This window comes from Bradyrhizobium sp. Ken01 (assembly GCF_055807355.1).
The window spans coordinates 1-20,825 of record NZ_JBVVPC010000020.1 but is presented as its reverse complement, the minus strand read 5'-3'; the positions used below and the strand labels follow the sequence as shown (position 1 = coordinate 20,825).

The following is a 20,825-nucleotide window of genomic DNA, read 5'->3' as shown; positions in this document are numbered from 1 at the left end:
TAGGAATTTAAAAAAGCCCTTGCGGGCCAATATCTTAGGATGGTGGGCGCACCAGGGCTCGAACCTGGGACCCGCTGATTAAGAGTCAGCTGCTCTACCAACTGAGCTATGCGCCCGAAAGGCGGTTAAAGCCTTGCGAGGCCGGTCGTTTAGCAAAGCGATCCGGGTCTGGCAAGCGATGGCACGTAAGTTTTCCAAGGCTATGACAAGGGTATGCCAAGGGCGTGCCCACCTCCCCAAAAAAGCGAAAAGCCGCTGGATTCCAGCGGCTTCGCCAAGGGTGACCGGAGCAATCCTTGCAGGCTCAGAGCCGGCCCTCGCGGTCCCGGTCCGGGCCGCCGTCGCGGTCGAAACGGTCACGGTGGAAATGGTCCATGCCGCGCTCCATCATGCGGTCCATGCCACCCTCCATGAAGTGGCGGCGCGGGCCGTCTTCGCCGCCGCCGAACGGGCCGCGGTGGCGGGTCAGCACGGCGAGGCGCCGCTTCTGGCCCTCGTCCAGGGTCTTGTAGAGCGGATCGGCGGCATCGGCGATCTTCTTTAGGGCCGCCGACGTCGCCCCCATGTCCTCGGCGCGCTGGCGTAGGCGGGCGACCGGATCCTCCGGCCTGTCGGCATCCTTGTTGGCGTCTCTATTCGCGTCCCTGCCGGCATCGCCGGGACCGGCATTCATCCGCGCATTGGCGCGGTCGATGCGCAGCTTGGCGAAGTCGCGCACGGCGGCCTCGACCGGCGGCCACAGCTTTTCCTGGTCGGCGTTGAGCTTCAGCCCGGCATGGACGGCGGCGATCCGCGCGTCGACCATGGCGGCGCGATCTTCCGGGTTCATCCGGATGTGGCGCATGTGCTCGTGCATCCACGGGCGATGATAGTGGGCATAGACCGCGCCCGAGCCGGCGATGCTGAGCACGGCGATGGCGGCGATGGTGAACTTCCTCATGCGAACTCTCCTCTGGAAGGATGCCGTGAGGATGGGCGCAGCGCAGCTTACGTGCAACTTACAAGTTGGACAGGGAGCGCTTTCTTTCGAAGATACAACGCTCCTGAATTTTCATTCAGTCGCAATCGGAAATCATTCGCAACAAAAGGGGCTCCGCGCCCGGCACGGAAGCCCCCATTCATCGTCCGTTCAAATCAGTTCGTCGTGCTCTTCGCTTCCTTTTGGAACTCGTCGATCAACGGTTGGCCGATGCGGCCTGCGGCGTCCTTGTAGACCGGCTCCATGGCCTTGCGCATCGCCTCGTCCTGCTCCGGCGTGAGCTTGATGATCTCGCTCTTGCCGCTCTTCCTGATCTCGGCGAGCGCGTCCTCGTTCTCCTTCTGCGACTGCGTATTGTTGAAGTCGGTTGCTTCCTTCATCGCCTTTGTCAGCTGGTCGCGGATGTCGGCCGGCAAATCGTCCCAGAACTTCTTGTTCACGATCACGACGTAGCCGATATAGCCGTGGTTGCTCTCGGTGATGTACTTCTGCACCTCGTGCATCTTCTGGGTATAGATGTTCGACCAGGTGTTCTCCTGCCCGTCGACCACGCCGGTCTGCAGCGCCTGGTAGACTTCGCCGAACGCCATCACCTGCGGCAGCGAGCCAAGCGCCTTGAACTGGGCCTGGAGCACGCGCGAGGACTGGATGCGGAACTTGACGCCCTGATAGTCGGCCGGCGTCACCAGCTTCTTGTTGGCGCTCATCTCCTTGAAGCCGTTGTCCCAATAGGCAAGGCCGGTGATGCCCTTCGGTTCGAGCAGCTTGAGCAGCCTCGCGCCGAGCGGACCTTCCGTCACCTTCCGCAGCGTCTTCAGATCAGGGAGGATGTAAGGGAGATCGAATACCTCGAACTCACGGATGCCGAGCGGGCCGAACTTGGAGTTGGACGGCGCCAGCATTTGCACGCTGCCGAGCTGGAGCGCCTCGAGTTCTTCCTTGTCCTTGTAGAGCGTCGAGTTCGGATAGATCTCAACCTTGACCTTGCCGCCGGTGTACTTCTCGGCGAGCTCCTTGAATTTCTCCGACGCCTTGCCCTTCGGCGTGTCGGTGGCCACAACGTGGCTGAACTTGATGATGATGGGCGCTTGGGCCGATGCCGGCCCGGTCAAGCCAAGAGCCAGGACCGCCATGGACGCAGCGATCGCGAAGGTACGCATAATCTCTCCCTTTGTTATTTGGGCCACTCCTCGCGCGGGTGGCCGATCCTTATGCAGGTTGCATCAATAGCGGCTGGGAGGCGGAGCCGCTATTGGCCCTTAGCAGGGCAGGTATTCATCATGAATACCGCTGCGCTGCCTCGCCCGCTTGCGGGAGAGGCATGAGGCCAACAGTACCTCCAGGTCGGGACACGCCCCGCGTGGAGAGAACTCTCACCGGCAACGCCTGGGACGATGCGTCGCATCACCCAGGCGTGTCGCCCTCTCCCCCAAGCGGGAGAGGCGAAGTTAAGTCAGCTCGCCGCCGCGGTCGTCACGGTGTCGCGCTGGCGTTTCATGACGATCTTGTTGAGCGCGCCGAGATAGGCCTTTGCCGAGGCCACCAGCGTATCCGGATCCGCCGCGCGCGCGGTCATCGCACGTCCCTCATGCGACAGCCGCACCGAGACTTCGGCCTGCGCGTCGGTGCCCTGCGTCACTGCGTGGACCTGGTACAGCTCGAGCTTGGCTTCGTGCGGCACCAGGCGCTTGATGCAGTTGAACACCGCGTCGACCGGACCGTTGCCCTCAGCCTCCTCGATCTTGATCTGACCGTCGACGTCGAGCTTCATGGTCGCGCGCTGCGGGCCATGGGTGCCGGCGATCACGGTCAGCGAGGTCAGCTTGATGCGGTCGTGCGAAGCCGCCATCTCCTCGTCGACCAGCGCCTCGATGTCCTCGTCGTAGATGTCCTTCTTGCGGTCGGCCAGCGCCTTCATCCGGGTGAACGCATCTTCCAGCTGGTTCGGGCCGAGCTTGTAGCCCATCTCCTCCAGCTTGTGCACGAAGGCGTGGCGGCCGGAATGCTTGCCCAGCACCAGCGAGGACTGCTTCAGGCCGACCATCTCGGGCCGCATGATCTCGTAGGTGGAAGCGTCCTTCAGCACGCCGTCCTGATGGATGCCGCTCTCATGCGCGAACGCGTTGCGGCCGACGATCGCCTTGTTGTACTGCACCGGGAACGAGGTCGCCGCCGACACCACCTTGGAGGCGCGGGTCAGCTGCGTGGTGTCGATCTTGTTCCAGAACGGAAATTTGTCGTTGCGGACGTTGATCGCCATCACGATCTCTTCCAGCGCGGCGTTGCCGGCACGCTCGCCGATGCCGTTGATGGTGCACTCGACCTGGCGCGCGCCGCCAATGACGCCGGCCAGCGAGTTCGCCACCGCCATGCCGAGGTCGTTATGGCAATGCACGGAGAACACCGCCTTGTCCGAGTTCGGCACGCGCTCGATCAGCGTCTTCATGAACTGGGTGTATTCGTCGGGCGTGGTGTAACCGACAGTGTCCGGAATATTCACCGTGGTGGCGCCGGCCTTGATGACGGCTTCGACGATCCGGCACAGATAGTCCATCTCGCTGCGGGTGCCGTCTTCGGCCGACCATTCGACGTCATCGATCTGGTTGCGGGCGCGCGCGACCATGGCAACCGAGGTCTCGAGCACCTGCTCCGGGGTCTTGTTCAGCTTCACCCGCATATGCAGCGGCGAAGTCGCGATCACGGTGTGGACGCGGCCACGCTTGGCGAATTTCACCGCCTCTGCGCAGCGGTCGATGTCGGCCGGATGGGCGCGCGACAGACCGGCGATGACGGCATTCTTGGAGCGGCGGGCGATCTCGCTGACCGCCTGGAAGTCGCCTTCCGAGGTAATCGGGAAGCCGGCCTCGATGACATCGACGCCCATATCATCCAGCATCTCGGCGACCTCGAGCTTCTCCTCGAAGGTCATGGTGGCGCCGGGGCACTGCTCGCCGTCGCGCAGGGTGGTGTCGAAAATGATGACGCGGTCCTTATCGGACTTGTTCACGGGGGCCATTTCGAAAATTCCTTTTGAGCTTTTGCGCCGTCAGTCTTCTGGGCGCTTGAGGTGTCCGGTGATCTCGACCAACCCCTGAGCGCCCAGGCGCATCGCGCCCAGCCGGCCCTCAGGGGCAGGTAAGAAGAAGCCCGCCAATCAGGAGGGTGGGCAGCGGCGCGGCCGGGATCGTGGCGGCGGCCAGAGCCACCTCCCCCGAAATCCCATCGATTTGGCCGCGAATCAGCATTGCCAGACCCTTTGAGCCCTCTAATCCTCGGTCAAAACCGTTGACGGTTGGTTGCCGGGAGGCTCGATCTGCCGTTTCTAGACGACAAATGGCAGCAACCGCAACGCCAAAAGATGGACAGAAGGATTGACCTGGTTTCCCCGGCTATTGCCGGGGGGGCGGCACGAGGTCGAGCAACCGCTTGCGGACGCTCACTTCCAGAGGCGCGTTGCAGACCGGCCGATTGTAGAAGCCGCTGCTGCGACACAAGGCGGGCGTCGGACCGCGAAGATCGCCGGCCTGGCAGGCAAGGCAAATTCGGAACGCCGCCGCCTCGAGCTGGAGCGAATAGTCGAGCGTCGATGCAGCCGGCTCGGACGGTTGGAAGAGCTGGCTGCCCTTGATGTTCTGGAACCAGGTGTCGATGTGGCCCTTCACCTTCGCAGAATTGGCGAGGTCGTCCATGTTGAAGCGACTGTCGAGCAGCCCGATCGAGGCGCGCGGCGTGCGCGCCGCTGAGTGACACGACAGGCAGGATGAGCGGATATTGTCGGCAGGTCCGTTGGCGCGTCCCATGAAGCCCATGGTGAGACGCTGGTCCCAGCCATAGGTCACGTTCCGCAAATCGGGATTGATCCAGCTCTCACGGATCGCGCCGTCGTAGACACCGGGATCGTTGCCCCATTGCAGCGATACCGGCACGAGATTGTCGAACAGGGCGTCGCCCTTTGCCGGGCCGCGCCAGACAAACGTCCCGAACACCCATCCGGTGTCCAGCGACCGACCAGTCTTCGCTGAATCCTTCACTGAAATATCGACCTGAAGCAGGCGCACCGACCGGATCGTGCGGGTGCTGGGATCCTGACCGCCGGAGCCAGCGCCCAAATTGTCGATAAAGGCGTCGTATTCCGGTGCGCCCTGGAGGTAGGCAACTTCGTCGGGTGAGGCATCGGTGAACAGAAATTTGACGGAGACAGTGTCATTCGGAAATTTCATCGCGACCGGGAAAGACGGATTGCAGGGCTCGGCGAAGACCTCCCCGAAGACTGCTGCTCCCGGCCGGTTGTAGAAGCCGACCGCCCAGACCTGGGAACCCGTGCGTTGGTCTTGGACAGATCGCCGGGATCGGGGCCGCGTTCCTTGGTCAGCCCCATCAACGGCTCGCGCCCGGAGTTTCCTTAGTCGAGCCATTGCGAGATCCACCACTCCTCCTGACCGGTGCCGACGAGCTTGCGATCCGCGATCTTGAAGGACGTCTTCGCGGTACTGAGCACGGCATTCATGTAGTCAGCCGGCTTGGTGCGAAAATCGACCGATTCCCAAGGCTGCGGATCATTGGGATTGGGGCGCACCGGCGGATAGTCGACTCGCCACTTGGCCGGAGCAACCGTGCCATTCGCCTTCATTGTACTCGCCGAAAAGCTCTGACACTCATCGGCCTGGCATGACGAGCCCGCAATCATAGCCAGAACGACGACAACCCCTGCCGCTCTCATGACGGGCTCCTTTGCGCCTGCCGGTGAATCCAGTCGAGCCACGATTAGGCGCATTGGGACATCAGGTGTGTTAAATGGTTCACACAACCTGGGAGAATTGCGCGAGCAAATCGCCGCATGTCGGGCAAGGTGGCAGTGCACACGCGCTTTCGCCGGCGGCCCACTTGGCGACATGATGACCCGCGCCGCCCCGGGACTGCTGCCGCCGACTCGGTCATCTTGCTCGCAACGAGCCTATGACCGGCACAAGAGCGAGCGCCGCAGTAACACCCGACGCGTTCGTCTTTTGCTTTCCGGGAGGTGGACTCGATGCGCAGACACGCCTCTACGCTCCGAGCCGCTCGGGACCAGGGGTACAGACGATCAGCCATCAGGCGATCTGGCCGCTACCCAACGCGGCGAGCGCGAGCCCTGCTCTCCCAACGGTTCAGCATCTGACCGAGCTCGCCGGTGGCGACCGGCGCAGCCTTGCCGGCGATGGCGATATCGTTGGTGTTGGCTGGGGCGTTGGCGCCGAGCCAATCCGGCTCGCTGTACTCCCGCCAGCGGCGCGCCTCGGCTCGCCTTTTGCGGGAGACGTAGTCGCGGCTGAAATAGCCGGCCGCAAATGCAATCCCGAGCAGCAAAACCAGTACGATGACAGCCACAGCGAACTCCGACTTACGCCCGGGATGACGTTCTGCCAGCCTCGCGCAGGAGGTCAAGGCTTGAAATGCTCCACAGCTTGGCCATGCCCCGAGCGCAGTTCCGGTAACCCGTCACGCCGGATGAATTTGTCGTTTCCATGTTCGAGGTTGCAGCGCTTTTGCCGCCCCGATATCTCGCTGAGGATGCGTACCTCCCCCTCGCAACCGTCATCGGACCGGACTAACCTTGCCCTGCTCGGCCGGATCAACCGGCCAGCCGAACATGACCGGGAGGACGCGATGACACGCCAAAAGCAGCGTGACCATGATGCCGCGCTTTCACGACGAACGCTCGTTCAGGGGCTTGCGCTCGGCGCCGCCACAATAGCCGGCGCCGGCTCCGCGCGGGCCCAGACCGGACCTGCCGCGCCGCCGACGACGATTACCACCCCACCACGCGATTTCGGTCCCAACGGCGCGCCGACCACCTATTTCTGGGACCCGGACGTCATCGCGGTCGATCCGTCCTTCAACGATCTCGCGCAGCCCAACACGGCGATCAAGCGTCTCTATACGGGCCTGCTGTGGGCTGAAGGCCCGGCCTGGAGTGCACAGGGCCGCTATCTGCTCTGGAGCGACATTCCCAATAACAGGCAGATGCGCCGGAGCGAAGACGACGGTCGCGTCAGCGTGTTCCGCTCGCCGTCCAACAACTCCAATGGTAACTCGTTCGACTTCCAGGGCCGTCAACTCTCCTGCGAACATTTGACCCGGCGGGTGACGCGTTATGAACATGACGGCACCGCGACCGTGCTTTGCGACAATTACAACGGCAAGAAGCTCAACTCGCCGAACGATGTCGTCGCCCATCCTGACGGCAGCTACTGGTTTACCGATCCACCCTATGGCGGCCAGCTCTACGAAGGTGAGCCCGACGCCGCGGGCGGTCCGAGCAATTCCGGCGGCAAGCTCAATCCGCGGATTGGACAGCCGGCCGGCTTCGCACCGGGCAAGCGCGAGCTGCCGACCAATTGTTATCGCATCGACCCTAGCGGCCGTGTCGACCTCGTCGTCACCGAGGAGCAGGTGCCGGATCCGAACGGGCTGTGTTTTTCGCCGGACTTCAAGAAGCTCTACGTCGTCTCAACCGGCAAGGGACCCGGCGATACCGGGCCCGGCGGCAAGGGCGAGATTTTCGTGTTCGACGTCGGCACCGACAACAAGCTCACCAACCAGAAGCGGTTTAGCGAGTGCGTGATCGACGGTGTGAAGTGCGGGCCGGACGGCGTGCGCTGCGACGTCAACGGCAATGTCTGGGCCTCCAGCAATGCGGGCCGCGCCGTCGGCTACAGCGGCGTGACGACGTGGTCGCCGGACGGCAAGCTGCTCGGCCGCATCCGGCTGCCCGAAGTGTGCGGCAACATCTGCTTCGGCGGCCCCAAGCGCAACCGCCTGTTCATGGCCGCGAGCCAGTCGCTCTATGCGGTGTACACGGCCACGCAGGGCGCAGGCCCGGGCTAAGCCCGCGCGAGAGACCACAAGCACGGGCGTCGGCGTGGACCGCCGGCGCCCTCGGTTCCCTGATCGCAATCAAGCTACGCCCCGGGCAAATCTCCGCCATCAATCCAACGAAGATTGTATCGCGCGGAAGGGCCGCAGCGCGGTGCGAAGGCATGATGCCCTTCGTTCCCGCGCCCGACTTGAACGGGGAGTTGCGCGATGCGCCGTATGCCAAACGACACCATCATCGTCAGCGTTGGGTCCCAGCAATTCGTGACCGAGTTCGGAGACCCGGGCCTGCCGAACGACGCCCGCGGCGGCAGCGACAAGATGATCGCGACCGTCGACGGGGGCAACGCGGTCCTGACATTCGTTGGCGACGACCAGACGCTGCAAGGACATTCCCGCGGCGGAAACGACCATCTCGCTGCAACCGTCACAGGCTTCGGGGACTACGTGTTCCTGGACGGCGATGCGCAGGCGATGTCCAACGACGCCCATGGCGGCAACGATGTGCTTCATGTCGATGCATCGACATCGATCTACGCGACCCTCGGTGTTTTTGGCGATGCCGAAACCGCCATGTCGGCCGACACGGGCGGCGGCAATGACGTCGTCATTGCATCGATGGGAAACAGATCGTCCGGCGCGTTCAGCGGAGACTCCGGTAGTGCCATGAGCGATCATGCGCATGGCGGCAATGATATCCTCAGCGTGACCCAGGTCGGCAGTTACGGCGGCGCTTCGATATCGGGCGACGCCCTCGTCTCCATGAGCGGCGATGCGCACGGCGGCAACGACATCCTCAGCTACACCGTCGGTGCCGCAGCCCAATCTGGCGGCGCGTCTCTGGTCGGAGACGCCGGCTACATGAGCGACGATGCCCGTGGCGGCAACGATATCCTGATCGCGGCTGTCAACGGCAACCCGGACTCCACATCCATCGTGCTCGTGGGAGACGCCTCGAACATGTCAGGCAATGCGCATGGCGGAGATGATATCCTCCTCGGCAGCAGCCGCGACGATTTGCTGTATGGCGATGCACAGACCTACGCCCCGTTCACGGCCGGCTCGATCACGGGCGGCAAGGACATGCTGAACGGCGGTCGCGGAAATGACCAGTTCTGGGGCGGACCGAACGACGACGGTTTCGTCTTCAACAAGGGCTCGGGCCTGGACGTGATCAACGATTTCGACCAGGGCAACAAGGCTGTCGGCAGCACGGCGCGAGAGCATGATTTGATCAATTTGCACGATTACGGCTTCGCAGACTGGGCGGCGCTGAAAAGCCTGATCAGCGATAACAGCACAGGAAACGCGGTGATCCACCTGACCGCGACGGATACGATCACGCTGGAGGGGGTCCATACCGCGGATCTCCATGCAAAGGATTTCATTGTATGAGAGAGCATTCATGCGCGTTGTGATCTGCGGCGGCGGCGTGATCGGCGCCTGCACCGCCTGGTTTCTCCGCCGCCGCGGCATCGAAATCATCGTCGTGGAGCGGACGGAGGTGGCGGCCGCAGCGTCAGGCAAGGCGGGCGGCTTCCTCGCGCGTGACTGGTGCGAGGGCTCGCCGCTCGATGCGCTGGCGCGACGGAGCTTTGCGATCCATGCGCAACTACCGGAACAGATCGCAGGCGATTGGGGCTATCGCCCGATGACCGCTTATAGCGGCCTCGTTACTGCTGATGGCCATCCACGCCGGAATGCACCGTCCGCGCTCGGCTGGCTCAGCGACGGCGTAATCATCGCGCAGCGCATCGGCACGATGGAGACCACCGCGATCGTTCACCCCAAAAAATTCACTTCGGCCGTGATGAACGCGGCGCTCGCGCTAGGCGCCGAGCTTCGCACCGGCCAGGTGACCGGCATCATGCGCGATGCGAACGGCACGACCGCGACGGGCGTCGAGGTCGACGGCCGCATCGTCGAGGCGGACGCCGTCGTGATCGCGATGGGACCATGGTCGCTGCTCGCCGCGGAATGGATGAGCCTGCCCGCCGTCTACGGCCAGCGCAGCCCGAGCATCGTGTACGACACCGGCACGGATGCGCCGGCCGATGCACTGTTCCTGGAGTCTCAAGAGAATGGCAGCGCCGTGTCGATCGAGGTCTTTCCTCGCGCCGACGGCAGCACGCATATCACCGCTCTCTCCGACATCGCGCCGCTTCCGCTCGATCCGGCTGCCGTGACGCCGGACCACGACGCGATCGCGCGCCTGCAAACCATGTCCGAGCGGCTGTCACCGCTGTTCCGCTCCGAGAGGATCATTGCGCAGCAGGCTTGCTTCCGGCCGGTGACACAGGACGGCCTGCCGCTGATCGGCAAGGTGCCGCAAAGTGAAGGTCTCTATGTTGCGACCGGGCACAATGTATGGGGCATCCTGAATGCGCCCGCCACGGGCGAGGCCATGGCGCAACTGATCGCGGAGGGTGCGACGAGCAACGTCGACATCTCGTCCTTCGATCCGGCCCGCCTCTCGCCACTCGATCCATTGCTGCTGCGAGCGCGCTGAGCCAACGCGACGGCATCGCAATTCAGCGATCAGGTTGCTGTGCGCCCGCGATAGCTGCGCATGCCTACCAACGAAATCTGCATGCCTGCGCGTGAAACGGGTCCGGGAGCTTTCCTGCCCGCTATTTGCGCAGCGCTAGACTTTAGTCCGTGCCTCACAATCCTGAACGCGGTTTCACTTGCCGAGAATGTCTCCGCCGGTATAGTCGCGCGCATAATGGCTCATAAGAGGCCGGTTAAGGGAGAGAACAAGATGAAGAAACCGCTCTCTGTTGCGTTGCGAATAGCACTCGGTACCGCCGCAACCGCTGTGTTGATGACCTCAGGCGCGGCACTCGCGGCCGACCCGATCAAGATCGGCGTTATCGCGGAAGCGCAGGCGATTGCCGGCGCCTCCATCCCCCAGGCGGCACAGCTCGCCGCCGACGAGATCAACGCCAATGGCGGCGTCGACGGCCGCAAGATCGAGATCGTCTCTTACGACAATCATTCCTCCTCGGCGGATTCGGTGCGCGCATTCCAGCGCGCGGTAAACGAGGACAAGGTCAACGCGGTCATAGCCAGCTACATCAGCGAAGTGGTGCTGGCACTTGAGCCCTGGGCCTCGCGGCTGAAGACGCCGTTCGTCACGCCCGGTGCCGCGTCCAACGAGATCAGCAAGAGCGTGCATGCCGACTACGAGAAGAACAAGTACACCTTCCACGGCTATCTGACCTCCGCCGCGCTGGCGCTTTCCGTCTGCGACGGCGCCAAGGACCTGCTGGTCGACAAGATGCACATGAAGACCGCCGTCATCATGAGCGAGGACGCCGCCTGGACCAAGCCGCTCGACATCGGCTACGAGGAATGCCTGCCCAAGATCGGGCTGAAGGTGCTCGACCACATCCGCTTCTCGCCGGATACCACCGACTTCACGCCGATCTTCAACAAGATCGAGGGCGCCAAGCCCGACGTGATCATCACCGGCATCTCCCATGTCGGCGTGCAGCCGACGGTGCAGTGGAAGAACCAGCAGGTGCCGATCCCGATGTTCGGCATCGCCTCGCAGGCGACCAACGAGACTTTTGGCAAGGACACCAATCAGGCGGCGGAAGGCGTGCTCTACCAGGGTGTCTCCGGCCCAGGCGTCGCGGTGACACCCAAATCGGTGCCGTTCGCCGAAGCCTTCAAGAAGAAGTTCGGCAACTATCCCTCCTATGCCGGCTACACGGCCTATGACGAGGTCTACTACATCGCAGACGCCGTGAAGCGCGCCGGCTCGACCGACGCCGACAAGCTCGTCGATGCGCTGGAGAAGACCGATTGGGAAGGCACTATCGGCCGCGTCCAGTTCTACGGCAAGAACGATCCGTTCACGCATTCGATCAAATACGGCAAGGGCCTGATCACCGGGCTGATGCTGCAATGGCAGGGCGGCAAGCAGAGCGCGGTCTGGCCCAAGGAAGTCGCCAAGGTCGATATCAAGTTCCCGAGCTTCATCAAGCTCTCGAACTAGCAGGACACGCTCCCGGGACCAGCTCCCGGGAGCTTCCACATGCGGCCCCGCACGTTGCCCCAGCAACATCGTCTCTCATAAATCAGATTGCCAATTCTAGATGCGTGCTTTCCAGATTCTGATCGATGGCTTTGCCATCAGCGCTCTCTATGCTCTCGGTGCCACCGGCTTCACGCTGATCTTCGGCGTGTCCGGCGTCCTCAACCTCTCCCACGGGGCCATCATGGTGGCGGCAGCGGTGGCGGCCTGGGCCGCCGCCAGCATCCTGAATGTCGGCACCTATGCCGGCGCGCTGATCGGGGTCGGCGTCGCGCTCCTCACATCCTTTGCGACCTATTTCGCAGTGGTGAAGCCGATCCAGGATTCCCGGCGCATCCCGAATGAAGAGAAGGAGATCTTCGTCCTCACCGGCACGCTGCTATGGGGGATCATGATCCAGGAGGTGATCGCTTATTTCTTCACCAACAACGCCAAGACCGTGCTGCCGATCGTCGAGGGCGTCGTCGAGATCCTCGGCGTACGCACGCCCAGCAATGAGATCTTCACCGCGATCGTGTGCTGCTTCGTCATCGCGCTGTTGTGGCTCCTGGTGAACCGCACCCGTACCGGCAAGGCGGTGCTGGCGGCCTCGATGAACCCGCGCGGTGTCACTCTGCTCGGCCTCGAGCTCACCAACATCTACGTTGTGGTGTGGGCGATCTACGGCATCCTCGCCGGCATCGCCGGCGTGCTGCTCGGGATGTTCCTCGGCGTCAGCTCCTACAGCGTCGGACCGCTGACCGCGAGCGCGTTCTCGATCGTCGTGCTCGGCGGCCTCGGCAGCGTCTCCGGCTCGCTGATCGCGGCCTTCGTGGTCGGCTATCTCGAAACACTCACGGCTTACCTGGTCTCGCCGGCCTACCGCACCATTCCGGCGCTGCTGCTGCTCGTGTTCGTGATGTACATCCGGCCCCAGGGCCTTCTAGGGAGGCGCTGAGATGGCCAGCTTCTTTACGACACGCCTGTTCTTCGTCTCGCTCGCGCTGGTCGTCATCGCGGCGACGCTGCCGCTCTACGTCTCCGGCTACGTGCTCGGGCTTCTCACCGTCGCCTTCTATTTCGGCGTGTTCGCGATGGCTTGGGACTTGCTGTTCGGCTTCGCCGGCGAGGTCAATTTCGGGCCGACCTTCCTGATCGGCGTCGGCGCCTACACCGCCGGCATCCTCAATGCCCAGTTCGGCTGGTCGGTTTACGCTTGCATCGTGCTCGGCGCGCTCGCCTCCGTCATCGCCGGCCTGCTGCTGGCGCTGCCGGCGCTGCGGGTGCGCGGACCGTATTTCGGCCTGACCACGCTGGTCGCGGTGTTGATGCTGCAGAATTTCATCGTGGTGTTCGCCGATCTCACCGGCGGCGAGATCGGCCTGACCATCCCCGACGTCATCTCCATCAATGCCGGCGTCAATTACTGGATCGCGCTCGGCTTCATGACGATCTCGGCGGCCATTCTTTATGGTCTGTCGCAATCGCCTGTTGGCCTGGTGCTGCAAGCCAGCGGCCAGGATCCGGTGCAGGCCGGCGCGCTCGGCTTCAACATCGTCAAGCACAAGCTCGCCGCCTTCATCGTCAGTGCGTTCTTCTCGGGGCTGTCAGGCGCGCTGCTGGTGTTCTATTTTGGCACCGCCTCGGTCGGCACCGTCGTCGACGTCGCGGTCGGCGTCAACGTCATCGTCTCGGCCGTGCTCGGTGGCCGGCGCACCGTGCTTGGCGCCGCGCTGGGCGCGATCTTCCTGATCGTCGCCGGCGAGTTCTTAAGGCCGACCGGCGAGCTCGCGACCTTCATCGTCTCGGCCGTCGCGCTCCTCGTCGTACTGTTCTTCCCTGGCGGCTTCCTCGGAGCGGCCCTCTCGCGTGAGGCGCGCTCGTGATGGATATGCGATCTTCAAACCGGGCCGTGCTCGAAGTCCGTGGCCTGACCAAGCGCTTCGGCGGATTGACGGCGGTGAAGAACCTCGGCTTCGAGGTCAATAGCGGCGAGATTTTTGGCCTGATCGGGCCGAACGGCTCGGGCAAGTCGACCGCGATGAAGAGCGTGATGGGCATCGAGCGCCCGACATCAGGCGAGGTGATCTTCGAGGGCGAGGACGTGGCCGGCCTTCCCGCGCACAAGATCGCGCGCAAGGGCTTCGGCATGGTGTTCCAGCATTCGCGGCCGCTGAACCGGCAGACCGTGCTGGAGAACATCATGGTCGCGCTGCTGCCGGACAGCCTGTTCATGCTGTTTCCGGACAAGGCGCTGCTCGAGCGCGCCAAATGGATCGCCGACCGCGTCGGGCTCGGCAGCGTTATGAACCGTCGCCCGCCGACGCTGCCCTTCGCCGATCTGCGCCGGCTCGAGCTCGCCAAGGCGATCGCGCGCGATCCGAAGGTCGTGCTTGTGGACGAGCCCTTTGCCGGGCTGACGCGCGCAGAAGTCGACGTTTTCTCCGACCTGATCCGCAGCTTTCGCGACGAGGGCCGCGCGGTGATGCTGGTCGACCACAACGTCAAGAGTGTCGCGGCGCTGGTCGACCGCGTGCTCGCGATGTATCTCGGCGAGGAGATCGTCACGGGCAAGGCCGATGACGTCATGAAGAACGAGACGGTGCGGCGGGTCTATCTCGGCGGCGCCATCGAGACCCATGCGCGGCCCGAGACCAGCTTCAAGGACAAGGTGCCGCTGCTCCAGGTCGAGAACGTCAGCGTATTCTACGGCAAGGCGCAGGCGCTGGAGAACGTCTCGATCCACGTCCACGAGGGCGAGTTCGTCTCGATCGTCGGCCTCAACGGCGCCGGCAAGACCACGTTGTTCAACACCATCTCCGGCTTCCTGCCTTATACGGGCGAGATCGTGCGCAGCGGCGAGAAGCTGCGCGGCACGACGCCGGCGAAGATCGCCCGCAGCGGCCTCGTGCAGTGCCCGGAATCGCGCGAGCTGTTCGGCGAGATGAGCGTGCGGGAAAACCTCGACCTCGGCGGGCAGCATCTGGCCGACGACAAGCGCGCGGCACAGCTCGCCTGGCTGTTCGAGCTGTTCCCGATCCTGAAGGAGCGTCAGGGCCAGATGGCGCAGACGCTCTCCGGCGGCGAGCAGCAGATGCTTGCGATCGGCCGCGCGCTGATGATGCAGCCGCAGATCCTGATCCTGGACGAGCCGACGCTGGGCCTCGCCCCCGTCATCCTCGAACTCCTGTCCAAGGCCCTGACGAAGTTGCGGCAGACGACGTCGATCACGGTGCTGCTCGGCGAGCAGAACGTCACTTTCGCGCTGCCGCATGCCGACCGCGTCTATGTGCTGGAGCATGCAAGGATCGTCTGGGAGGGCGATCCCGGCCGTTTCGCCGCAGAGGCCGGCGCCGATTTTCTCTAGTTCGCATATCAACAACAAAACAAGCAAAGGGAAACGACCATGCGACCATCGATGAATTTGAACAGCAGCTTTCTCCTCGCCTCCGCGCTGGCGCTGTGCCTTGCCGCTCCCGCCTATGCGCAGTCGAACGATCCGATCAAGATCGGCGTCATCGCCGAAGTGCAGTCGATCGCTGGCGCCGCGACGCCGGGCGGCGCGCAGATCGCCGCCGACGAGATCAACGCCAAGGGCGGCATTCTCGGCCGCAAGATCGAGATCGTGACCTACGACAACAAGAGCTCCTCGGCGGACTCGGTACGCGCGTTCCAGCGCGCGGTGAGCGAGGACAAGGTCTCCGCCGTGATCGCGAGCTACATCAGCGAAGTCGTGCTGGCGCTCGAGCCCTGGGCGGCGCGGCTGAAGATGCCGCTGATCACCCCCGGTGCCGCCTCAAACGAGATCACCAAGGCGATCCATAACGACTACGAGAAGAACAAGTATACCTTCCACGGCTATCTGACCTCGGCGGCGCAAGCGCAGCTCGTCTGCGACGCCGCCAAGGATCTCCTGGTCGACAAGCTCAAGTTCAAGACGGTCGCGATCATGAGCGAGGACGCCGCCTGGACCAAGCCGCTCGACGTCGGCTACGAGGCTTGTCTTCCGAAAGCAGGCCTCAAGGTGGTCGAGCACGTGCGGTTCTCGCCTGATACCACCGACTTCACGCCGATCTTCAACAATATCGAGGCCAAGAAGCCGGACGTGATCGTCACCGGCATCTCCCATGTCGGCGTGCAGCCGACGGTGCAGTGGAAGAACCAGCAGGTGCCGGTCCCGATGTTCGGCATCAGCGCGCAGGCGCTGAGCCCGACCTTCTGGAAGGACACCAATGGCGCCGCCGACGGCGTCCCGTCGCTGGCGGTCGCGACGCCCGACGTCGCCGTGACCTCCAAGACGAAGCCGTTCGCGGCGGCGTTCAAGGCCAAGTTCGGCTCGCCGCCGGCCTATACCGGCTACACCGCCTACGACGAGGTCTACTTCATCACGGAGGCGATCAAGCGCGCGGGCTCGACCGATCCCGACAAGATGGTCGCTGAACTCGAAAAGACCGACTACGAGGGCACGATCGGCCGCATCCAGTTCTACGGCAAGGACGACGAGTTCACCCACGGCATCAAGTCCGGTCCGACGACCGTATCCGGCCTGGTCTTCCAGTGGCAGGACTCCAAGCAGGTCGTGGTCTGGCCCGAGAAGATCGCGGAAGGCAAGCTGAAGTTTCCGAGCTTCGTGAAGCTGTCGCAGTAACACGCCGGACTGGGCACCGGCCCCGTCCCGAGCGCCCCCATCGCCTTTGCAAGGCCCGTCGCTCCAGCCGCGACGGGCCTTTGTTTTGTGCAGAACGCCATTGGTACGCTGTCATCGGTGGACCCATCTTGCGATCCTGCCGTTAACCTCCCATGCGTGGGCCGGAGCAGCGAGATGGACGACCGATCAAGACAACCAGATGGCCTGACGCAGGATGACGGCTTCGTTCGCGTGCGCGGCGCGCGTGAGCACAATCTCAGGAACGTCGACGTCAGTATTCCACGCAACGCCCTCGTCGTGTTCACCGGCGTGTCGGGCTCCGGAAAATCCTCGCTCGCCTTTGGGACGATCTACGCCGAGGCGCAACGGCGATATCTGGAATCGGTGTCGCCTTACGCGCGGCGCCTCTTCCACCAGATGCAGATCCCTGAGGTCGACGACATCGAAGGCCTGCCACCCGCCGTCGCGCTCCAACAGCAGCGCGGCGCGCCGACGACGAGGTCGTCCGTCGGCAGCGTGACGACCCTCTCGAACCTGCTCAGGATGCTCTATTCCCGTGCCGGCGATTACCCGCGCGGACAAAAGATGCTCTATGCGGAGTCGTTCTCGCCGAACACGCCGGAAGGCGCCTGCCCGACCTGCCACGGTATCGGCCGGATGCTCGACGTCACCGAAAAGTCCATGGTGCCCGACGACACCCTCACCATTCGCGAGCGCGCCGTCGCGGCCTGGCCGAGTGCCTGGCAGGGACAGAACCTTCGGGACATCCTGACGACGCTGGGTTACGACGTGGACAAGCCTTGGCGTGAGCTGCCCAGGAAGGACCGCGACTGGATCCTGTTCACGGAGGAGCAGCCGACCGTTCCGGTCTATGCCGGTTACACTGCGGCAGAAGTCAAACGAGCCCTCCGCCGCAAGGAGGAGCCGAGCTATCAGGGCACGTTCTCCGGCGCCAAGCGCTACGTGATGCAGACCTATGCCAAGTCCGAGAGTGCGATGATGAAGCGCCGCGTCGCGCAATTCATGATCACCCAGGACTGCCCGACCTGCCATGGCACGCGATTGAAGCCCGAGGCGCTCAAGGTCAAGTTCGCCGGTCTCAATATCGCCGAAATGTCCCATCTGCCGCTCAAGCAGTTGCAGGAGGTGATGAAGCCGTTCGCAAAGGCTTCGACGGATAACGCATCGGAGAAGACTATCGTCGCCAGGCGCATCTGCGAGGACCTGTCGGCGCGGCTGGCCGTCCTGCTCGACCTCGGCCTAGGCTATCTCGCCTGCGAGCGCAGTACGCCGACGCTGTCGCCCGGCGAGTTGCAGCGGCTGCGTCTTGCGACACAGGTTCGCTCCAACCTGTTCGGCGTCGTCTATGTGCTCGACGAACCATCCGCAGGCCTGCATCCCGCCGACACCGAGGCGCTGCTGCGGGCGCTGGACCGGCTGAAGCACGCGGGCAATTCGATCTTCGTGGTCGAGCATGAGATCGAGGTGATCAAGCATGCCGACTGGCTGGTGGATGTCGGGCCGGATGCGGGCGAAGGCGGCGGGAAAATCCTCTATAGCGGACGCCCCGCAGGGCTCGGGCAGGTCGCGCAATCGCGAACCGCCCATTATCTCGCCCATCCACGAAAGCCGCTGCCGACGGTCCGCCGCGAACCGAAGGCGCATCTGAAAGTCCGGGGTGTGACCCGCAACAATCTACGCCGTCTCGACGTCGATATTCCGCTGGGGGTTCTCGCCAGCGTGACCGGCGTGTCGGGCTCGGGCAAATCGAGCCTGATCAGTCAATTCCTCGTCGATGCCGTGGCGGAGCATCTCGGCCATACACGGGCTGTGGACCCGGACGACGACAGCCTGGCACCCGCGATCGAGACATTGGGTGGCAAGATCGTCGCCGGCCTCGATCAGGTCGATCGCCTCGTGGTGGTCGATCAGAAGCCGATCGGCCGCACGCCGCGATCCAACCTTGCGACCTATACCGGCCTGTTCGACCACGTCCGGAAGCTGTTCGCCGCGACGCCGCAGGCAAAATCCCGCCGCTACGATGCCGGGCGCTTTTCCTTCAATGTCGCAAAAGGCCGATGCAGCACCTGCGAGGGCGAGGGATTTGTCTGCGTCGAGCTTCTGTTCCTGCCCAGCGTCTACGCACCCTGCCCGACCTGCCAGGGCGCCCGTTACAACGACAAGACGTTGGAGGTGAAGATCCGCGGAAAATCCATCGCGGATGTGCTGGCGATGCGCGTCGACGAGGCCTTCGAATTCTTCCGCGAAGATCCAACACTGAACCGGTCGCTATCGGTCGTCCGCGAGGTCGGCCTCGGCTATATCCGCCTCGGTCAGTCCGCCACCGAATTGTCGGGCGGGGAAGCCCAGCGCATCAAGCTCACGACCGAGCTCATGCGTCCGCAGCGCGGTCACACGCTCTATGTCCTGGACGAGCCGACCACCGGTCTTCATCCCAGGGATGTCGAGCGGCTGATCGCCCAGCTCGAACGTATCGTGGACGCCGGCAACAGCGTGGTCGTGGTCGAGCACGATATGGATGTCGTCTCTCACAGCGACTGGATCATCGATCTCGGTCCCGGCGCCGGCGATGAGGGCGGCCGTATCGTGGCATCGGGGATACCGCGAGAGGTCGCCGAGGCCGGCGGCAAGACCGCCGGCTATCTCGCCCGTCGCTTGAAACAATAGCGCGCGGTCTCGTCACTCATTTCGCAATTGCGTTCTGCGTCGCGGAGGCCGGACCCCGACTTTCGCCATGTTGACTTTCCGCCGCCCCGCTCCCCATACTTTGAAAAAAGATAACAAGACCAAATCCTAAAACGGTTTTTGAGGGAGGATAGGATGCCGACTTCACGCAGGCAGCTGCTGAAGAGCTCGGCGGCTGCCGCCGCCGCACTCAGCCTTGATTGGACACGCGCCCAGGCGCAAGCCGAGAATTTACGCATCGGCCTGATCTACGACCTCACCGGCCCGTTCGCCGCCGGCGGCTCGGTCGCCTCGTCGGTCGGTGCCCAGATTGCCATCGACCTCGTCAACGAAAAGGGCGGCATCGGCGGCAAGACCAAGATCGTGCCGGTCGCGGCGGACTCGCAGAGCAAGGCGGACGTGGCGATCAACGAGGCCGAGCGGCTGATCAGCCAGGAAAAGATCGACATCATCAACGGCGTCTATTCCAGCGCGCATGCCGTGCCTATGGCCGCGAAGGTCGAGCAGCAGAAGAAGATCCTCTGGATCACGACCGCGGTCTCGACCGCCGTGTTCAAGGACAAGAACCTGCAATACGTGTTTCGCGCGCAGATCCATTCCGATCAGTACGGCCAGGCCTTCGCGGGCTTCGTCGCCGAGCACGCGCAAGGCAAGCTCGGCATGGACCCGAAGGACGTCAAGGTTGCGCTGATCCACGAGGACGGCCCTTATGGCGTCGGCGTCGCGGCGGCCGACGAGGCCTATGCCAAGCAGGCGGGCATCCAGGTGGTAATGCGCGAGGGCTATTCGGCGTCCGCGCCCGATCTCTCGGTGCTCGTGACCAAGCTCAAGCGCGCCAAGGTCGATGTGATCTCGCATGCCGGCTACAACCCCGACATCACCCTGTTCCTGCGTCAAGCCCGCGAGAGCGGCCTGCGCTTCAAGATGCTGTTCGGCGCGGGCGCCGGCTACAGCCAGCTCGACAAGCTGCGCGCGACCTTCGGCCCCGACATCGACAATTTCTGCAACATCGATCCGGTGCCGGCCCAGCTGCTCGATGCCTCCAAGCTCGCGCCTGGAATCGGCGATCTGACCAAGACCATGGTTTCGCGCTACCAGGCCAAGACCAGCGCCACCGACGTGCCGCCGCACTGCTCGATGGGTTTCAACCAGACCTGGATCCTGCTCAACAACGTGCTGCCGGTCGCCAAGGAGAAGTACGGCAGCTTCGAGCCCGAAGCGATCCGCAAGGCCGCGCTCGACGTCGACATTCCCGCCGGCGGCACCATCCAGGGCTATGGCGTGAAATTCTTCCCGCCGGGCACGCCGATGTCGGGCCAGAACGAGCGCTCGACCCCTGTCGTGATGCAGAACGCCGGCGAGCACATCTCGGTGGTGTGGCCGACGAACATCCGGACGCGGGACCCGGTGTTTCCGCTACCGAAGGGATCGACCTACGGGACGTAATGGCGGCGTGCCGAAATGGATTGTCCGCGTCGGCGCCATCTTCCCCTCTCTCCTTGCGGGAGAGGGTGGCTCGCCGCGAAGCGGCGAGACGGGTGAGCGACTATCTCTGTTGTCAAGTTGCATTGGCGTAGGCGGTGCGCGCATCGCGTGCCTTGGCGTTGAGGCGGACC

The 20,825-nt window shown here is 63.7% G+C and carries 16 protein-coding genes and 1 tRNA gene; 10 read left to right on the top strand and 7 right to left on the bottom strand.

The window, feature by feature from the left end; all coding sequences use genetic code 11:
- Positions 1 to 40 precede the first annotated feature (40 nt).
- The 7 genes from AC0L3S_RS19735 to AC0L3S_RS19705 form a co-directional block, all read right to left on the bottom strand.
- Positions 41 to 116 (bottom strand) — tRNA-Lys (locus AC0L3S_RS19735).
- A 188-nt stretch (positions 117 to 304) separates the two neighbouring features.
- On the bottom strand, positions 305 to 940 hold the full coding sequence (locus AC0L3S_RS19730) for a Spy/CpxP family protein refolding chaperone (protein ID WP_473260400.1): 636 nt from the start codon (positions 938 to 940) through the stop codon (positions 305 to 307).
- Between the two features lie 194 nt (positions 941 to 1,134).
- A complete protein-coding gene (locus AC0L3S_RS19725) occupies positions 1,135 to 2,139 on the bottom strand; it encodes a TRAP transporter substrate-binding protein (RefSeq protein WP_354128132.1) in 1,005 nt (334 codons plus the stop codon).
- Positions 2,140 to 2,432: 293 nt separating this feature from the next.
- Positions 2,433 to 3,995, bottom strand: a complete 1,563-nt coding sequence (locus AC0L3S_RS19720) for a 2-isopropylmalate synthase (protein ID WP_473280639.1) — start codon at positions 3,993 to 3,995, stop codon at positions 2,433 to 2,435.
- A gap of 373 nt (positions 3,996 to 4,368) precedes the next feature.
- Positions 4,369 to 5,199 carry a hypothetical protein gene (locus AC0L3S_RS19715; RefSeq protein ID WP_473280637.1) on the bottom strand — a complete coding sequence of 277 codons (831 nt, stop codon included), beginning with the start codon at positions 5,197 to 5,199 and terminating at the stop codon, positions 4,369 to 4,371.
- Between the two features lie 182 nt (positions 5,200 to 5,381).
- A complete protein-coding gene (locus tag AC0L3S_RS19710; RefSeq protein ID WP_473280634.1) occupies positions 5,382 to 5,609 on the bottom strand; it encodes a hypothetical protein in 228 nt (75 codons plus the stop codon).
- 476 nt (positions 5,610 to 6,085) lie between these two features.
- Entirely contained in the window at positions 6,086 to 6,346 is a 261-nt protein-coding gene (locus AC0L3S_RS19705) for a hypothetical protein (RefSeq protein ID WP_473280631.1), read from the bottom strand.
- Positions 6,347 to 6,625: 279 nt separating this feature from the next.
- Between AC0L3S_RS19705 and AC0L3S_RS19700 the strand changes: the two genes are divergently transcribed.
- From AC0L3S_RS19700 to AC0L3S_RS19655, 10 genes are all read left to right on the top strand, one after another.
- Entirely contained in the window at positions 6,626 to 7,846 is a 1,221-nt protein-coding gene (locus tag AC0L3S_RS19700) for an SMP-30/gluconolactonase/LRE family protein (protein ID WP_473280629.1), read from the top strand.
- 198 nt (positions 7,847 to 8,044) lie between these two features.
- Positions 8,045 to 9,229, top strand: a complete 1,185-nt coding sequence (locus tag AC0L3S_RS19695) for a calcium-binding protein (protein WP_473280627.1) — start codon at positions 8,045 to 8,047, stop codon at positions 9,227 to 9,229.
- Between the two features lie 10 nt (positions 9,230 to 9,239).
- Positions 9,240 to 10,343 carry an NAD(P)/FAD-dependent oxidoreductase gene (locus AC0L3S_RS19690; protein ID WP_473280624.1) on the top strand — a complete coding sequence of 368 codons (1,104 nt, stop codon included), beginning with the start codon at positions 9,240 to 9,242 and terminating at the stop codon, positions 10,341 to 10,343.
- Between the two features lie 252 nt (positions 10,344 to 10,595).
- The gene (locus tag AC0L3S_RS19685) at positions 10,596 to 11,837 is read left to right on the top strand and encodes an ABC transporter substrate-binding protein (protein ID WP_473280621.1); all 1,242 of its coding nucleotides are present in this window, start codon (positions 10,596 to 10,598) and stop codon (positions 11,835 to 11,837) included.
- Between the two features lie 100 nt (positions 11,838 to 11,937).
- Entirely contained in the window at positions 11,938 to 12,813 is an 876-nt protein-coding gene (locus tag AC0L3S_RS19680; RefSeq protein WP_007601104.1) for a branched-chain amino acid ABC transporter permease, read from the top strand.
- 1 nt (position 12,814) lies between these two features.
- Positions 12,815 to 13,741: a branched-chain amino acid ABC transporter permease gene (locus tag AC0L3S_RS19675; RefSeq protein ID WP_473260415.1), complete on the top strand. Its 927-nt coding sequence runs from the start codon at positions 12,815 to 12,817 to the stop codon at positions 13,739 to 13,741.
- Positions 13,741 to 15,222 (top strand): ATP-binding cassette domain-containing protein, encoded by a 1,482-nt coding sequence (locus tag AC0L3S_RS19670; protein ID WP_473280619.1) that lies wholly within the window; start codon positions 13,741 to 13,743, stop codon positions 15,220 to 15,222. The genes AC0L3S_RS19675 and AC0L3S_RS19670 overlap by 1 nt, the downstream gene beginning before the upstream one ends.
- Before the next feature lie 39 nt (positions 15,223 to 15,261).
- Positions 15,262 to 16,503: an ABC transporter substrate-binding protein gene (locus AC0L3S_RS19665; protein WP_473280617.1), complete on the top strand. Its 1,242-nt coding sequence runs from the start codon at positions 15,262 to 15,264 to the stop codon at positions 16,501 to 16,503.
- Between the two features lie 174 nt (positions 16,504 to 16,677).
- Complete coding sequence (gene uvrA, locus AC0L3S_RS19660; protein WP_473280614.1) at positions 16,678 to 19,191, top strand: excinuclease ABC subunit UvrA; 2,514 nt, start codon at positions 16,678 to 16,680, stop codon at positions 19,189 to 19,191.
- Between the two features lie 153 nt (positions 19,192 to 19,344).
- Positions 19,345 to 20,655: an ABC transporter substrate-binding protein gene (locus tag AC0L3S_RS19655; RefSeq protein WP_018457488.1), complete on the top strand. Its 1,311-nt coding sequence runs from the start codon at positions 19,345 to 19,347 to the stop codon at positions 20,653 to 20,655.
- Positions 20,656 to 20,825 lie beyond the last annotated feature (170 nt).

Excerpts from the sequence above, each read along its gene's own strand:
- AC0L3S_RS19730 (WP_473260400.1), bottom strand. The coding sequence starts at position 940 with ATGAGGAAGTTCACCATCGCCGCCATCGCCGTGCTCAGCATCGCCGGC.
- AC0L3S_RS19725 (WP_354128132.1), bottom strand. The coding sequence starts at position 2,139 with ATGCGTACCTTCGCGATCGCTGCGTCCATGGCGGTCCTGGCTCTTGGC.
- AC0L3S_RS19720 (WP_473280639.1), bottom strand. The coding sequence starts at position 3,995 with ATGGCCCCCGTGAACAAGTCCGATAAGGACCGCGTCATCATTTTCGAC.
- AC0L3S_RS19715 (WP_473280637.1), bottom strand. The coding sequence starts at position 5,199 with ATGAAATTTCCGAATGACACTGTCTCCGTCAAATTTCTGTTCACCGAT.
- AC0L3S_RS19710 (WP_473280634.1), bottom strand. The coding sequence starts at position 5,609 with ATGAAGGCGAATGGCACGGTTGCTCCGGCCAAGTGGCGAGTCGACTAT.
- AC0L3S_RS19700 (WP_473280629.1), top strand. The coding sequence starts at position 6,626 with ATGACACGCCAAAAGCAGCGTGACCATGATGCCGCGCTTTCACGACGA.
- AC0L3S_RS19695 (WP_473280627.1), top strand. The coding sequence starts at position 8,045 with ATGCGCCGTATGCCAAACGACACCATCATCGTCAGCGTTGGGTCCCAG.
- AC0L3S_RS19690 (WP_473280624.1), top strand. The coding sequence starts at position 9,240 with ATGCGCGTTGTGATCTGCGGCGGCGGCGTGATCGGCGCCTGCACCGCC.
- AC0L3S_RS19685 (WP_473280621.1), top strand. The coding sequence starts at position 10,596 with ATGAAGAAACCGCTCTCTGTTGCGTTGCGAATAGCACTCGGTACCGCC.
- AC0L3S_RS19680 (WP_007601104.1), top strand. The coding sequence starts at position 11,938 with ATGCGTGCTTTCCAGATTCTGATCGATGGCTTTGCCATCAGCGCTCTC.
- AC0L3S_RS19675 (WP_473260415.1), top strand. The coding sequence starts at position 12,815 with ATGGCCAGCTTCTTTACGACACGCCTGTTCTTCGTCTCGCTCGCGCTG.
- AC0L3S_RS19670 (WP_473280619.1), top strand. The coding sequence starts at position 13,741 with ATGGATATGCGATCTTCAAACCGGGCCGTGCTCGAAGTCCGTGGCCTG.
- AC0L3S_RS19665 (WP_473280617.1), top strand. The coding sequence starts at position 15,262 with ATGCGACCATCGATGAATTTGAACAGCAGCTTTCTCCTCGCCTCCGCG.
- uvrA (WP_473280614.1), top strand. The coding sequence starts at position 16,678 with ATGGACGACCGATCAAGACAACCAGATGGCCTGACGCAGGATGACGGC.
- AC0L3S_RS19655 (WP_018457488.1), top strand. The coding sequence starts at position 19,345 with ATGCCGACTTCACGCAGGCAGCTGCTGAAGAGCTCGGCGGCTGCCGCC.